Annotated in this window: 12 protein-coding genes; 5 read left to right on the forward strand and 7 right to left on the reverse strand. The window is 40.0% G+C overall.

What is annotated here, in order from left to right:
- Positions 1–11: 11 nt before the first annotated feature.
- The 3 genes from FHQ08_RS05240 to FHQ08_RS05250 all read right to left on the reverse strand — a co-directional run bounded on the left by FHQ08_RS05240 (position 12) and on the right by FHQ08_RS05250 (position 2947).
- Positions 12–551, reverse strand: a complete 540-nt coding sequence (locus FHQ08_RS05240; protein ID WP_230913345.1) for a hypothetical protein — start codon at positions 549–551, stop codon at positions 12–14.
- Positions 552–806: 255 nt separating this feature from the next.
- Positions 807–1889 (reverse strand): PcsB-like coiled-coil domain-containing protein, encoded by a 1083-nt coding sequence (locus FHQ08_RS05245; RefSeq protein WP_230913346.1) that lies wholly within the window; start codon positions 1887–1889, stop codon positions 807–809.
- A gap of 71 nt (positions 1890–1960) precedes the next feature.
- Entirely contained in the window at positions 1961–2947 is a 987-nt protein-coding gene (locus FHQ08_RS05250) for a DNA-methyltransferase (RefSeq protein ID WP_230913347.1), read from the reverse strand.
- A 241-nt stretch (positions 2948–3188) separates the two neighbouring features.
- On the opposite strand from FHQ08_RS05250, the gene FHQ08_RS05255 reads away from it, so the two are divergent.
- From FHQ08_RS05255 to FHQ08_RS05270, 4 genes are all read left to right on the forward strand, one after another.
- The gene (locus FHQ08_RS05255) at positions 3189–3689 is read left to right on the forward strand and encodes a helix-turn-helix domain-containing protein (RefSeq protein ID WP_230913348.1); all 501 of its coding nucleotides are present in this window, start codon (positions 3189–3191) and stop codon (positions 3687–3689) included.
- Positions 3690–3744: 55 nt separating this feature from the next.
- Positions 3745–4164: an OsmC family protein gene (locus FHQ08_RS05260; RefSeq protein ID WP_230913349.1), complete on the forward strand. Its 420-nt coding sequence runs from the start codon at positions 3745–3747 to the stop codon at positions 4162–4164.
- 83 nt (positions 4165–4247) lie between these two features.
- Complete coding sequence (locus tag FHQ08_RS05265; RefSeq protein WP_230913350.1) at positions 4248–4673, forward strand: Ohr family peroxiredoxin; 426 nt, start codon at positions 4248–4250, stop codon at positions 4671–4673.
- A gap of 807 nt (positions 4674–5480) precedes the next feature.
- Entirely contained in the window at positions 5481–6839 is a 1359-nt protein-coding gene (locus FHQ08_RS05270; protein ID WP_230913351.1) for an ammonium transporter, read from the forward strand.
- 314 nt (positions 6840–7153) lie between these two features.
- On the opposite strand, the gene FHQ08_RS05275 is transcribed toward FHQ08_RS05270, so the two are convergent.
- The gene (locus FHQ08_RS05275) at positions 7154–7366 is read right to left on the reverse strand and encodes a helix-turn-helix domain-containing protein (RefSeq protein ID WP_230913352.1); all 213 of its coding nucleotides are present in this window, start codon (positions 7364–7366) and stop codon (positions 7154–7156) included.
- A gap of 11 nt (positions 7367–7377) precedes the next feature.
- Positions 7378–7851, reverse strand: coding sequence for a DUF2975 domain-containing protein (locus FHQ08_RS05280; protein ID WP_230913353.1), 474 nt, complete (start codon positions 7849–7851; stop codon positions 7378–7380).
- Positions 7852–8047: 196 nt separating this feature from the next.
- Between FHQ08_RS05280 and FHQ08_RS05285 the strand changes: the two genes are divergently transcribed.
- On the forward strand, positions 8048–9280 hold the full coding sequence (locus FHQ08_RS05285; RefSeq protein WP_230913354.1) for an MFS transporter: 1233 nt from the start codon (positions 8048–8050) through the stop codon (positions 9278–9280).
- Positions 9281–9744: 464 nt separating this feature from the next.
- Here the strand turns inward: FHQ08_RS05285 and FHQ08_RS05290 are convergent, their stop codons facing one another.
- Positions 9745–9864 (reverse strand): putative metal homeostasis protein, encoded by a 120-nt coding sequence (locus tag FHQ08_RS05290; RefSeq protein WP_230913355.1) that lies wholly within the window; start codon positions 9862–9864, stop codon positions 9745–9747.
- Positions 9865–10055: 191 nt separating this feature from the next.
- The gene (locus tag FHQ08_RS05295; RefSeq protein ID WP_230913356.1) at positions 10056–15134 is read right to left on the reverse strand and encodes a hypothetical protein; all 5079 of its coding nucleotides are present in this window, start codon (positions 15132–15134) and stop codon (positions 10056–10058) included.
- Positions 15135–15172: the final 38 nt, after the last annotated feature.

A 15172-nucleotide genomic window follows, 5' to 3' on the forward strand; every position in this document is an offset into this window, starting at 1 on the left:
ACCACCTTGAGTTATTGATTTGTATTCTGTTGCGGTGTTTGGGCGGTCGTGCCACCCGTTTGATTATTGGTTGTATTGCCAGTACCCGTACCAGTGCCAGTACCATTTTGATTAGTCGACTGATTGGTGTTTTTACTTGGGGTTGAGGCATTATTCGCATTATTTTCATCAGTGCCGTTGGTTTTATTGGTATTATTTTGCTCCGTATCGTTTGCTTCTGTGCTCGAATTTGAGCTGGAAGAAGCCTGATTGTTATTTGAACTACTAGAAGCACTAGATTCTGAACGGCTGCTGCTGGAAACACTTGAACTGCTGGAACTTTGACTCTCATCTTCTGGTTTTTGCTTAGAGTGTTTTGATTCACTAGAACTGCTCGAGCTGCTTTCCTTAGAAGATGTGATCGATGACGTGGTTGAACTAGTTTTTTCCACGTGGGAAGGGGTCGTGCTAACGGGGGCGACTTTATTGACCCCAAAGTTGATCGCCGAAACAGCTAATATCAGTGAAACAATCGCTGCTGGCGTTAATAAAGGCGGTGTACGATATGCCATTATAAATTCACCTCAATCATACATTATATACAAGGTCTGTGAACTTTTGGGGACTTATTCCTAAAGAATTGTTAAAGTGCGCGTAAGCCAAAATGTTTTTAGTAGCGACCCGCTAGCAAAAATCGCGATAGACGATACGTAATTTGAATTTTATAATATTTCAGAGAATTATTTAAAGTTTCACGTGAAACAAAAAATGCGATACAAAAAATCCATGATAGTTAGGCGTCGATGCCAGGTCATCATGGATTGAATTTATTCAACTGTTACAGTTGCCGTGGTAATACCGTAGCTTGGAATTGCAGCATTTGGCCAAGCCACGTCAATTTGATTGGGGCTGCTATAAACAAAGGTACCAGTGTCATTAACCACCCGATGAATCTCTGTCCCATCAGCAAAAACAATTTTAAGGCGCGTCCCCTTTGGATAAACGGCTAAGTTGGCAGCTACACCCCCGTAGCCCATGGAAGATCCCAGAACGGCAGGATCATAAAAAGAAATTTTAACGCCAGTAGCAACTTTGTCATTAGTGCCACTAAGTTCGGGCGTTGGTAAAATTTGAGTTGCCGATTGTGTCGGGGCAGCTTCAGCGGCCGGTGTGCTGGCGGCTGAAGTTTTAGCACTCTCTGCTGCGGCTGCTTTTTCCTTGGCCGCGGCTTGTTCAGCGGCGAGCTGCTTAGCAGCTGCTTGTTGTTGCTGCAGCTGTGCTTTCTCTTGATTTAGCTGTTGCAGTTGGTTCTGATTATTGGCCAAGGTTTGTTTAAGGTTTTGCAGATCAGTTTGTAACTTTGAATTTTCTGTATCTAGTGTTTGCTGCTGGCTGAGTAAATTACTTTGTTTGGCAACTAATTTTGTTTTAGCTGTTTTTAATTGCTGATAAGTTTGGTCGACGTCAGATATTGCTGCCACGTCAGCTTTTTGAATCGCCCGGACCACATAAACATTCCGAATCATATCCGCCAGTGATTTGGAAGAGATCATTACATTAAAGATACTTTGCTGGTCATTAGCGTGCTGCAGTTTACTTAAACGCTTTGCGGCATAAGCCTTTCGTTGTTTAAGGTCCTTTTGAGTTTCAAGGATGTTTTGCTGCGTATGATCAATAATCTTTTGCGTGTCTAAAATTGTTTGCTTTAGTTTGTTCGTTTTAATTGTCTGCTGGCTGACAGTCGCCATTTGTTGATTTAATTGTTGATTCAAAGCATCTTGTTTTGCCTGAATTGTCATCGTCTGCTGATCCAGTTCAGAAGTGGTTGCCGCGTTAACTGATGCTGGTATTTGAACAGTTAAACACAACACAGCTGCTAATAAAACAAGGCCTATTTTTAATTTACGCACGATAAAACACTCCTAAAAAAGCGAAAAAATATCTTAAATCAATAATAACAGCTTACATATTTAAAGTATACTTATTCGCTGTCAGGCTTATGCTGAGTAAACTGAGCCTGTTCGTGCCGAGTGTTCCTAGCCCAAAAGACATGATCACAATAGCCTTGAATAGGATCACCTGGTTGTACATGAGCTAAGCGGTACTGAGCCCAGGCAATGTATTGGGGGTTAGATTCAATGCCTAGATAATGCCGCCGTAATTTCTTAGCTGTCACAGCAGTGGTTCCAGAGCCTAGAAAGGGATCAAAAATAAGATCACCCTGATTAGAACTTGCTAGAATTAATTTAGCGAGCAGCTTTTCAGGCTTTTGAGTTGGGTGAGCGGTGTTTTCTGCCATGGACCAGTAAGGAATCGATAAATCATCCCAAAAATTAGACGGATAAGTATCCCGATAATTTCCTTGAGCAGAAGCTTGCCAATCTCGGGCTTTCCCGTTTACACGGTAGGGCGCATTGACACGACGGCGCATTTTGACTTGATCAACGTTAAATGTATAGTCTTTGGAAATTGTCAAAAACCATAAATCTTCCATCGCATTTTTCCAATTTTTACGCGAACCCCGACCTTTCTCTCTTTCCCAGGTAATTCTGTTTTGAATACAAAGTCCAAAATCAGAAAATAATGGTGCGATCGCAATACTTGTTTGCCAATCACAGGCAACATATAACGAGGCGTTGGGTTTAAGTAAGGGTAAAAGTTTCGTAAGCCAGCGCCGAGTATAAGCTTGATAATCTGGCATAGAACGGCGATTAAAAATATGGCCGCCGAAATCCTTGGTTAGATTGTAAGGTGGGTCGATAAATGCTAAGTCGATACTATTTGTTGGTAATTTTGGCATCAATGCCAAGGCATCGCCCAAGATGAGCTGATCAGATAGGCCCTTGAGCTGATTTTGTGCCAGTTGAGCTGTCAGTTGTGTGGCAGTCAAGCTTTGGTGCAAATAAAATTGACCAACCTCAGAATTGACTGAGAAATCAATCGTCTTATTACGTTTCGATTTTGTCATGATTGACCTAGCTACCTCCCCCAAAAATAACAGGTGTTTCCAACAAATGTTTACATAATATGGTTTATATATTTAGAATATAGTTTTCTGAAATTAAGTGTGCAAGTAAATATGCCATATATTATAAACTACGTGTGAGATTAAAAATGAAATATAATTGATTTTTTTGATTATACATTCTATATTATAATAAAGAATTGATTTTAACTTAAATCAAGTTAGCTAATTGAAGGAGCAAATTATGGGTAAACAAAATTTAAAAGTTCAAATTCCAACCGACGAGGGCGCTGCAAAGCTCTCATTACCAAAGGATATCACGCAAGAACAGTTAGAGGTTTTTTTGAAGTCGTTATCTGAAACGTTGACTAATTTAACACAGCTGAATCCAAGCCTTACTTTAAATGAAAAGGTAAACGCTTTCGAAAATGATGATGAACACAAGGATCATGTGGTTATTTCTGGAGACGAGGTAGGCGGTTTTGTCACTTCTGTTAATGACGTACGTGACGAGATTGCCAAGAAGGCAGGCTTGTTTTTACGAAATTATCGTGAAAAACGTGCATTACAGCGGACGGAAATATCCGAAAAAACAGGTATGTCTTATTCTAGCGTTTTTAATTTGGAAAAAGGCGCTAGTGTGCCTTCACTAGAAACATTAGCCCGTTTTGCCGATGTCTACGGTTGTGATGTTAAAGTAACGTTTATCAAAAATGATGGCTTTGATGAAACCAAACAAGCGTAAGACGTTTTGAGTGGTTATGTCACAATAGCAGTACCAAAAACAGGAGGCGAAGGTCATGTCTGTCTATCACGTCACTTCTAAACTATTGGCTGAAGGCGCACAGGTTTTAACAACTGCCGGGAGCCATCAATATTTAACAGATGAGCCAGTCACTTCAAATGGCACCGATAAAGCACCCAATCCAGTCCAATACTTGCTAGGCTCATTGGGGACTTGTCTGGCGATCACGGTAAGATCCCAAGCGCGTAAACGGCATATCGAGGTAACTTCATTTGAAGTCACGGTCACCGGTAATTTAGAAATGGGCGGTTTGCGAGATAGTTCTATTCATAATCAGTTTACCGCAATTACGTATCATGTCCAGATGAAGACGAATCTAACACCTGCTGCTCAAAATGATTTTTTGGCTGACTGTGTAGCCCTATGTCCAGTTCATGGCACACTCGAAGTAGCCGTGCCGATAACTGAAAATTAAAAAGGTGTTGCACAATCTAATTGTGTGCTATATCATTGAGGTGTTGAAAAAACTAAGTCAATCATTATCTAGGAGGTAATTAAATGACTGTAAATTATGAGGGCATGAAAAAAATTTCTGTAAAAACAATGATCAATGAAGGCGGCCGCGAAGGTGAATCTAAAGCGCCTAATGGTTCTTTAGATGTGCGTACATCAATGTCAGACAAACCTGGAACTACAACACCTGAGCAATTATTTGCGGCAGGCTATTCTGCTTGTTTTAATGGTGCGATGTCTTTCCCGTTAGAAGCTGATGGAAAAGGTGATTTGAAGCGTAATGTCCGTGCAGAAGTTGAACTATTCAACGGACCAGAACCAACTGATTTTCAATTACGGGTTACATTGATCGGACACATTGAGGGCCTTTCTAGTGAAGAAACAATGGCCTATATGCAAAAAGCAGAGCAGATTTGCCCATACGCAAAGGCTGTTGCTGGCAATATTGAAGTAGATTTAAAAGCTGAATAAAACGAGAACGAGGGCGAGACAAAACTAACGTTTTGATTCCGCCCTCTATCTGTTTGCAAACAATTTTATTTTAAACGTGTTCCCAAAGGCAACACCCTCACCTAACCACGAATGGCTCAAATGGAAAGCCCACCATTTTTCGCAATTCTTGTTAGTGCTCAGGTGCTGAGCGCCTTTTGTCCCACTCTCGTTTAAAATAAAAGTGTTCGCCTTCATATATAAAAGAGTATCCAATGATGCAAAAGCGATCTAGTTGGGTACTCTTTTTGCATGCCTAGAAATTTTTTTGCAATAAAAAAACCGGAATGCTTGGGGGAACATTCCGGTTACATTGATCTTTAAGGGAGGAAGGAAAATGAAGAAAATTTTAGTTTTAATTTTAATATGTCAATCGCTTACCGACTAATGACCATCGCATCAGCTCCTTGTGACAATGAATACCAATTGCTTCTTTAGTAGTTGTTTTCATAGATACTGTGCTAATGAATTAGCGGATCACCTCACTTATTTGATGATGACTCTATCATAACGGCTGAATGTGAATAAATTGTTATAAAAATAGCCTAGCACTGTGAAGAATATGTAACGAAAATATTTTAATTTAATGTTAGGTTAACTTACATGACAAGTAAATGGACAAAAAAAGTTTTCAGAAAAAATTTTATTAAGCAAGCCTTTTATAATGGTATCTTCGACAAATACACCGTAAATAAAGCGGATGACACGGTGAAAAAAGTAATGGTATACCCATTTTTATTGTGTTAGTATAGCTTACATAATGAATCTGAATCAGATGGGGGTATATTTATGAATGGTGCGAATACAGCATTTGTGTTAACTTCAAGTATTTTGGTTTTGTTCATGACACCTGGATTAGCCTTTTTTTACGGCGGTTTAGTTTCACGGCGTAATGTTGTGAATACAATGTTTTCTGTATTCTTTATTTGTGGTATTGCAGCACTACTTTGGGTTGCCTTTGGATATGATCTTTCATTCAATAATAATATTGGCGGTATTGTCGGCACTGTTTCACACTGGTTCTTGGGCGGTTTGAATTTAGCCGCATTAACCACGAATAAGATACCTACAGGCGTCTATATGCTTTTTCAGTTGATGTTTGCAATTATTACGCCAGCCTTATTTGTCGGCGCCGTTGTGGGTCGATTACGGTTTAACTTCTTGATGTGGTTCATCGTTTTATGGTCGTTATTTGTTTATTATCCATTAGTACATATGGTTTGGAGTCCACATGGCTTATTAGCTGGTTTGGGGGTCTTAGATTTTGCCGGAGGAACTGTTGTTCATATTAATGCTGGGATTACAGCTTTGGTATTATCCATTTTCTTGGGGAAACGCTTAGATTATGGCAAACAAGAAGAACATTATAATATTCCGTGGGTTTTATTAGGGACAGCAATTCTTTGGATTGGTTGGTACGGCTTTAATGCTGGTTCAGCACTTGGCATCAATAACGTTGCCGTTCAGGCTGCGATTACCTCAACCGTTTCAACTGCGGCAGCGATGATCACTTGGATGGTTCTGGATATCATTCGCACTGGCAAACCAACATTGGTTGGTGTTTGTACTGGAACGTTGTGTGGGCTAGTCGGAATTACACCAGCGGCTGGTTATGTCACGGTGGCGGGGTCATTTTGGATCGGTTTGATCGCAACAAGTGTGAGTTACCTCTGGGTTAATGTGATCAAAGGCAAGATCGGTGTTGATGATACTTTAGATGCTTTTGGCTGCCACGGTGTTTCAGGGATTGTTGGTAGTATTTTGACTGGTGTGTTTGCAACTAAAGCCGTTAATCCACTTGTAACACATGAAGGTTTGATTTATGGTGGCTCGGCGCATTTGTTCATGGGGCAGTTGTTGGGCACTGTGATCACAATCGTTATCGTGGCGGTAATGGTCACTGCAATTACCGCTGGTCTACGACTGGTCGTGCGGATGCGTGTCGATGAAGCTGAAGAACGGACGGGTCTAGATATGGGGGAACACGGTGAGGCGGTTGACTATACGATCTCACTGTCGGCTGAGTTAGATGCCTTTAAAGAAGACACGAAAGACGTCATGACATTTCCAGATGAATTTAAAGGTCAGTTAGGTAGATTTGATACGACAACCACAAACCTACGTGAGCGGCCGACTAAAAGTCATTGAACCTAGAATGAAATAAATCGTTATGGTTTGGCACACAGTTAAACTAAAAATTGATAAATAAAATTAACACTTGACTAATCGTAGGAAAGGGGCCGGGACAAAAATAACGTTTTGTCTACGGCCCCGATTATTTCACGAACAATTTTATTTTAAACGTGTTCCAAAAGGCAACACCCTCACCTAACCACGAATGGCTCAAATGGAAAGCCCACCATTTTTCACAATTCTTGTTAGTGCTCAGGTGCTGAGCGCCTTTTGTCCCACTCTCTTTTTTCATACAGCTAATTTTATTTAAGGATACCAAGTAATTTATGTTACTCATGCTCTGGCTGATAAGCTAAGAGATCTCCCGGTTGACAATCAAGCGCTTGACACAGAGCGGATAAGGTGGAAAAACGAATGGCTTTTGCTTTGCCGGTTTTGAGAATCGATAAATTAGCCATGGTAATGCCTACTTGATTGGAAAGCTCAGTTAGCGACATTTTGCGCTTGGCTAGCATAACATCAATGTTTACAATGATTGCCATTAATTCCCCTCCTAAACTGTTAAGTCGTGCTCGTGTTTTAAAGCGATGGCTGATCGCAATAGTTTTTCGATCGTTGAGACAAAAACAGCTACGACAAATGGTACCGCAACGATACCAAGACCGATGACCATTAGTCCAGGTGCATCACCTGTATCAGCGAGGCGATAAACAAAAGGCAAAACCCCCCACAAATCAACAAACATCAGTAACGTGAGCACTCTGATCCGTTGAACGTTGGTCAAGGCTGCTGTTGAAAAGGGCTGACTTTGATCGATCAGTTTCAGTAAGCGATAGATAAACAACAGGATACCCAAGGCAAAAAGAGCTGCTAAGTAAAGCGAAACAGCGCAAATGATTTTTTCAGGAAACATTTGCTGAACCTGGATTGAATGATGGAGACCAAATGCTAAAGTGACGCCTAAAAACAAGATGAATAGAGCAATTAAACCTAAAATGATTTTTAATAAAGTTGTTCGGATGTGCACAGAACCACTCCTTTTAGATATTTTAGCTATTATAAGCCTCAAATTTGTGATAATCAATAAAAATATATCGATATTCAATAAATTAGTAATGCTTGCAAAGCGGCCGGAGCAAGATGAATGCTTTATCTACCCGCTTATTCGCTTAAAATGAATCAATCTGGTATGATTATCAGCATAGAAATTTCAGGTGATTATTATGTTGAATAAGCTTGCGAGCTATTTTCGTTCTGGATGGGAACGAAACTTAGCGATTCTTTGGTTTGGCTGTTTCATTACTGGGTTTGGCAATTCAATGACGATGCCATTTATGCCTTTATTTATTGATACTTTAGGGCACTTTTCCCCCTGGCAATTGAATGTTTTAAGTGGGGCAGCTTTTTCCATTACATTTTTGGCGAAGGCGATTGTTTCACCACTTTGGGGGAAATTGGCTGATCGTAAGGGTCGAAAATTAATGTGTTTACGAGCTTCAGGGGTCATGACGCTCACAATTACCCTGATAGCACTGACAACTAACGTTTGGATCCTAATTTTACTACGTGGGATTCAAGGCAGTTTTTCCGGTTATATCAATAATGCTCAGGCGATCGTGGCACAAGAATCACCCAGGGCTAAAAAAGGTCAAGCAATGGGGACGCTTGCCACCGGACAGGTAACTGGGACTTTGCTTGGCCCGCTAATGGGCGGTTTTTTGGTAGATCATTTTGGCTTTCGCGCTGCTTTTTATATTGCTGGTGCGCTTATGTTTGTTGTCTTCTGGACCACGCTATTTTTCGTTCACGAGAACTTCAAGCCAATTGCTGCTACAGCAATGCGCAAGATCAAAACTGTTTTTAAAGAATTACAGGCACCGCGCGTGTTGTTTGGAGTTTTTCTGACCACATTGGTCGTTCAAGCTTCAGCTAGTTCGATCCAACCGATCGTTAGTTTGTTCGTTAGACAATTACTACATGGGCACGGCGATGTGGCTTCCGTTTCTGGGGTAGTTGCTGCTGCTCCAGGGATGGCAACCTTGATCGCGGCCTCGATCATGGGCCGGATTATTGATCGAGTCGGAGCACAAAAGATTTTAGTGATCGGTTTGGTGACCGCTTCAATTGTTTTGGTACCAATGATTTTTTTACAAAATGTGAAACAATTTATCTTTTTAAGATTCCTATTTGGCATCTCTGATGCAGCGGTCATTCCAGCCTATCAAACCTTGATGACATTGAACTCACCTCAAGATGCCTTTGGGCGTATTTTTAGTTATTCCCAGTCGTTTCAGGCAATGGGTAGTGTGGTTGGTCCGATGTTGGGGTCTTTGATTGCCAGTTTAGCTGGCTATCGCAGTGTTTTTGTGCTGACTTTAGGCTTAGAAATTATTTGTTTGATCTATGTTATTTTTGCAGCTAAGTATCCTAAGAAAAAAGTTGATAGCGTAAATTAAAATGAACGGCATCATCTTTTCATGTGTCGTCTATTAAAAAATTGAGATTAGAAAAATACCGCCCTAATTGCTAACATGTTTGTCTAGCAACTAGGGCGGTATTTTTAATGAAAGCAAAAGTAGTAACTTGACCAAAAGAAGGAATAATGACAGCTCTACTAACTATTAAAAACTAATCTCCTCTGTTCTTATATAAAAAGTAGACCCTTAAGATCCCAAGCACGATAAATATCAAAATTAAAAGTGCTTTATTTATGGATGGAAACAATGCAAATACACCAGTACATGCTACAAATAAAATAAAAATATTAACTATAATCATCAAAACGGATTTCAAAAAATTCACCTCGTAAATCGCTATTTTGGTTAGAGGATTGGTTTAAATTAAAAAACCAGCACCTTTTGGGTACTGGTTGGTAAGAAGTTTATAGTTTCAAAACAAACGACGTATTAAATCACTGAACTTAAGCAGTTTTGCCATTGCGTTTGAATTGTTTGATTAATTTTAATGCTCGTTTACGAGTCTTAATATTCTTACTTTGTATATTGCGTTGTGCTGTGGCCATATCTGTTTTTTCAGTCATAAAAACACACCTCCATTAATCGCAAGAATAGTTATACTACTTTAACTTACAAAATACAAGTGCTATAAATTAAACCACATTACGAAGCTGGCCGCAAAGTGCAGGAATGCCACCAACATAGGGCTGGCCATTTAGAACAACAGTTTTTTAGACAATGATGACTTGAAGTCATGTAATTTGAGGTGTGGTGTTCAATGCATATCTAATTGAGCAGTGATCAAATCGGGTAAAAGCTGATGATTGATCCATAGTCTGCCAGCAATGAGATAAGTGTGATCGGTCAATTTGGTAAGTAATTGTGTCAGATTGCTATATTCTTTAAGTGTTTTGGCTTTGATTTTTGCAAATAACAGTTCTTTTTCTTCAGACATCTTGAAGAAAAGCTCTGTCTCAAAATCGTGAGTCATTAAAATTGAATCCGTTGTCGGTTCATAGTGCGGATTATTCAAGATCAACGAAAGACCATATTGACTGCCTTGTTCCAAGGCGCGGGCGATTGGGACTGATTGATCAAGATTTAAAATGCTGGTGTCATCCATGAAAATCGGTAATGGATGGTAGGCATTTCCATAAGTGACAGACTCAGTCAATAAATTATTCAGCATATAGTCAATAATAAACGTGCGCAATTTTGGTGGATAATGTTGGCACTTGATCACAAATAAGTGACCATCGCCATTGAAGAATTCACGCCAATGAAATTCAGACTGATAAGTGAACGGATCATGGCTGATCAATTCAGCCAATTTAGCAAGTAACTTTTGATCTGACAAATAGTCTGGCAAATCGGTAAAGCGAAAAGTATCGGGTTGTTTTGTTAGACCATTGGAAATTGCCTGGATCAGCTGTTCAGTTTCATTGCTGGTCAGTTTAAAAGCAGAACGTAATAATGAGACAACCTGGTTGATCAGAGCTAGTAAAGTATTAGTAGAAGGATGATCCGTCAAGGTTTGGCGAATCACGGCAAAAGGATCTAAACGAATTGCCATTTGATCTAGGTCGTTGAAGGTAATTTTATCAAAATCCGCATCATCAAAGTAAGCCATGTGCGCCTCATCCGTGATCAAGGCGACCATACTGATTTTTACTTGGGTAAATTGTTTTAAGAGCTGACGAATGAAAGCCATTTTTACCGAACTATTATCGCCAAACATCAATAGATGGCGATCGGTCAGTTCTGGATTGGAATAGGCCCAATTGACCATCATTTGATTCGTCATACTGCGGCCGAGATAGAACTGGGTAGCCGCTTGATTGAGATTTTTAGCTGTTAGTAGGCGATGCTCAATATTGGTTTCTGGCGTAACGGGGTGCACTTGGTTCAGATGGCTAACGTTACCCATAGTTTCGTTGGCAATAATTTTTTGATCTTGAGAGCTTTGCTGAATTACTGAAGGCGATTGTTGCTGCTGATAACGTTGGCTTAGCAGATCGCTATATTTGAAATCAAAAGCAGCCCCTTGAATTAATTTTTCAATTTGGCGGCGATCTTCTAAACCGTAAGTATAAATGTCGTTGTTAGGAACTTTGACTTCAAGCAGGGCATCATGATGCTCAACTGTTCTAAAGTGCGTTGTTGCGTTAGCTGTAAAGCGAAGGGCGTGGGCCTCTAAACCATCGAGATCAGCTATTAATTCAAAGTGCGCATTAAACAGGCGATCTTTTAACGGCTCCAAGCGTTGCTTTTTTGTTTGGTCGACATCTTGTCTGGGCAGTTGTTTTAAACTGGTATAGAAAAGTTTTCCGAGAAAAATTTTGATGTAATCTGTGAGAAATGACGTATCTAATTGATTCAGAGCGGCTGCTAAATTGGCTTTTGCAAAAGGGTGTCGGCCGATCAAAATTGGAAGAATATAAAATTGAACTACCTTGGAATCGCTTAAATTCAGGCCCATTAGCAATAAATCGCTATTTGTTAAACCAAAGTGGGTCAAGTTTTTAGCTGTAAAAGGCATGCCTCGAGCGGTCAAACCAAAATCCTTAGCATAGCGTTTGAATACGCTAATACTGATGGGTACCCAAATAAAGTCGGGATGATAGAGTAGACCACTAATTTCCTTATACGCCGTGATCTGCTTAAGCCCAGTTTGTAAAATATTTTGGTGATTATAAGTATGCCAATAATCATTAAATAGATTTGTATAGGCTAATAGATCACGTTGTTGCTTTTTAGTAGGTTCAATTTGATATGCTGCCAAATATTGCTGCCATTGATGCTGCTGGTTGGTATTTTTAGTCACGGCTACGACATCAAAATTAACTGGATCCGCAACATGATAGCGGGTCAAGTTGAAGGTCGCGTCAGTCTCCAGTGCGTCGATCAAAGGTGCGCCAGGTTCAAAAATCAACGTCTGGTTACTGCTGGAAAGCAAGGCTTCAGTCTCAGCTTCGTTAGGATCATGGGTATACATGGCCCAAATATCATTGAGAATATAAGGTGACAGATAGTTACGATTCATCATGGCTAAACTATTCCACTTTGCCGCAAAGTCGATCAAAGATGCCGACGAATCTGCGTTTTTAGTTCCGAAGCCTTGAATGGGGACACCGCGAACCTTAGTGGTTTGTGCATTTGGAATCAGACCGTTTAAAGCATAACTAGGTTCCAAATTAGTGTTCAGCTGATGGACCTCATGTAATACACGCTGAGGTTGGAAGAAAGTAATATGAAAGGCTTCATCTAAAGGCATATCGTCGTTGAAATAAATGGCTAAATTGTTTTGCATGATTTGAATCAATTTTTGCCAGGTTTCGTCTGAAAATTGAGCATAGTCGATCTGATACCCAAGCAGTTTCGCCAATTCTGAGCGTGTATGGATTTGCAAAAACGCTTCGATGATCTGGTTATCGGCACTTTTTTCAAAATGCAGTTCTAGCGGGGTAACTTCACCCAGCGGACTTTTTTTGAAGTCATTGATGAAAAAGCGCACAATGCTGTTTAAAATTGTGGCGTCTGGCCGAATATGGATGAAGCGAATTTTCAAAGGCTGCTGTTGTAATACTTGCAACAAGAATTCATGATTTTCTTTGTAATTGGTTAAGATATGACTCAAAATCGGGGCATAGTTAGATTTTAAGTGATGTTTTTGCTGTGACGTATAGCGGAGCCAATGATTAGAAAAGGTCCGATCAGCCTGATAAATCTGATTATTTAAAATTAAGTAGGGCATCAATCCGGCAGCTGATAGTTGTGCCTGAATCGTTTCGTTTAACGTGCTTGTAGTTAAATGCTTGTTATAATACAGCTGATAAGCTAATAATAACGGCGAGAAAGGTGACAAATAAAATGAATGATCAGACCAAACTGCTCCAATATAAAACAAATTAATGATTTGTTGAGGCAAGCCATTATCGTTATTGTGGGTTGATAGATGTGCTGAGACTTGATCCAGGAATTGCTGCACAGTCACTTGAAAATAGCGTGGCCAGTTGGATAGGCTTAAAAGGCGATCGTGGTCCATCAGGGTTTGAGCTAATTGCTCCAACGTTAATTGAATGTCATCTGGTAAATCTAGCTCTTGGGCTTGAAAATTACCGTTAGCGTCAAGTTTGCCGTAAAATTTTTGTTGTTGGGTCATTTGCTGTTCCAGGGCATACCAATGTTGCTGTGAGGCGTTCAAATAATAAGCTTTGTCATTATCGATCAATTTATTTTGATCAAAGAACAGGCCATGTTTTGATTGGCGGCGTAGATTTTCAATCTGATAATTATTTAAAAAATGCTTCACGATGGGCTCATAATGCAGTTGGAATTTCAATGGTATGAGATGTTCAAAAATATTGGGCAGCATGACGGTAAAATGGACCTGAGCCGTTTGTTCTAAGAGTGGCGCAAAATCCAATTGAGTGGTCTGGCTAATAAAGAATTCATGTAACTTATGTTGTGAGACAGAAATTTTAGTACTGGCTTGACTGTTGCCATTCAAGAAAGTGACCGATGGTGTATCTGAATGGATCTGGATGGCATAATCACCATGGGCAGCTACTGATAAACTAAAGGTAGGTGCGATAGTTGTTAAATGTCGTGGATCCATTGGTAAGACAGCAATTTTAAAAATTAACGGCAGTTTGACAGCTTCAGCTTTGTAATAAATTTGACCATAGTAAACTTGCCGGGTGTCGGCTTTGTCTAAGTTTAAAACCAATAATCGATCTACGACTTTGATAGCACCAGCAAGCGGCTCTTTACCCTTAAACAGAAATGATTTTTCAAAAACAAGCCCATTTGCATTCAACTCAGCATTGAAAGGCAGCCGAATCACTAGGCTATTATTTTGCTCAGAAGGTTTAACGAAAGCTAAAATACTATATTCTTGGGCAGAATGCAGCTGCGCTTGTTCATCACTAAAGTGACGTTGCTGCACCCAGAAATTAAGGTGTCGATTCAGTTTTTCAAGTTTGGCAACTTGAAGTTGTACCGTTGAAAAAGTTTGGTTCAAGAAGTTTTGCCGGGCCGTATACACTTCGTTAAATGGCCGTTCCTGCCAATTAGCTGCAAAATGAGCAAATTCTGTGGGATCCTCAAACGAAAGGTAGTTCTCAAGCTGGTGATTTGGATCTTGCTTGCTTAAAATATGCTGGATTTCGAGATGCAGCTTATGATTTTGCTGGATCCGTTTATTGGCGATCATATGGCTAGCCGTGCGTAGTTCTGCATCATAGAAGTAGCCGTGCTGTTGGTAGTCTTTTGCCAGCAGCGTCTTTTTTTGTAATAAATTATAAATTTCTGCTAGTTCGGCCAATGGCTCTTTGGCTTGTTTATGTGGCGTGCGTCGTAAGATGTCAGTCACTAAGGCTTTCTCGCCGATTTTAAGCTGAGAAAGGCCCCTCAAGGTTTCAAGATTTTTCAAGACTTGTTTGATATTTAGCGGCCCACCGTTATCACTTAAATTGCGCGCATTATAAATAATTGCTGGAAATGGTTTAGCTGTTAAATAAATTAAAATGGCATTGGTGAACGGCCCTTGCTGAGTGCTTAATTCGCTTTGTAGGTGGACCAAAAATCCAGGATTGGCTTCTTGATCAAATGGTACAATGATGGCCTTTTGACCCCCTTTGGTGAGGGCAATGGTATGATAAACGTTTTGACCAGCATAAAAGTCAAAGGGTGCAATGGTGACCTTATTCGTTTTAGTTAATTGTTGGTAAAGCTGAGCGACAGTACTTTGGTGTTTTAATAATAGATAGAATCGACTGCCATTGTTAAACGTGCCATCATGGAACCAATTTGTTAGTTGTTCAACCAAAAAGTTAAAATACCCCTCACGCAAATTGAATCCCTCCCCAGTAAATTTACAGATGGTATTAT

The sequence above is a fragment of the Agrilactobacillus fermenti genome (assembly GCF_021030645.1).
Lineage (GTDB): Bacteria > Bacillota > Bacilli > Lactobacillales > Lactobacillaceae > Agrilactobacillus > Agrilactobacillus fermenti.

Coding starts and splice junctions, on each gene's coding strand:
- FHQ08_RS05260 (WP_230913349.1), top strand. CDS start 3,745: ATGTCTGTCTATCACGTCACTTCTAAACTATTGGCTGAAGGCGCACAG.
- FHQ08_RS05285 (WP_230913354.1), top strand. CDS start 8,048: ATGTTGAATAAGCTTGCGAGCTATTTTCGTTCTGGATGGGAACGAAAC.
- FHQ08_RS05275 (WP_230913352.1), bottom strand. CDS start 7,366: ATGGCAATCATTGTAAACATTGATGTTATGCTAGCCAAGCGCAAAATG.
- FHQ08_RS05270 (WP_230913351.1), top strand. CDS start 5,481: ATGAATGGTGCGAATACAGCATTTGTGTTAACTTCAAGTATTTTGGTT.
- FHQ08_RS05265 (WP_230913350.1), top strand. CDS start 4,248: ATGACTGTAAATTATGAGGGCATGAAAAAAATTTCTGTAAAAACAATG.
- FHQ08_RS05250 (WP_230913347.1), bottom strand. CDS start 2,947: ATGACAAAATCGAAACGTAATAAGACGATTGATTTCTCAGTCAATTCT.
- FHQ08_RS05290 (WP_230913355.1), bottom strand. CDS start 9,864: ATGACTGAAAAAACAGATATGGCCACAGCACAACGCAATATACAAAGT.
- FHQ08_RS05255 (WP_230913348.1), top strand. CDS start 3,189: ATGGGTAAACAAAATTTAAAAGTTCAAATTCCAACCGACGAGGGCGCT.
- FHQ08_RS05240 (WP_230913345.1), bottom strand. CDS start 551: ATGGCATATCGTACACCGCCTTTATTAACGCCAGCAGCGATTGTTTCA.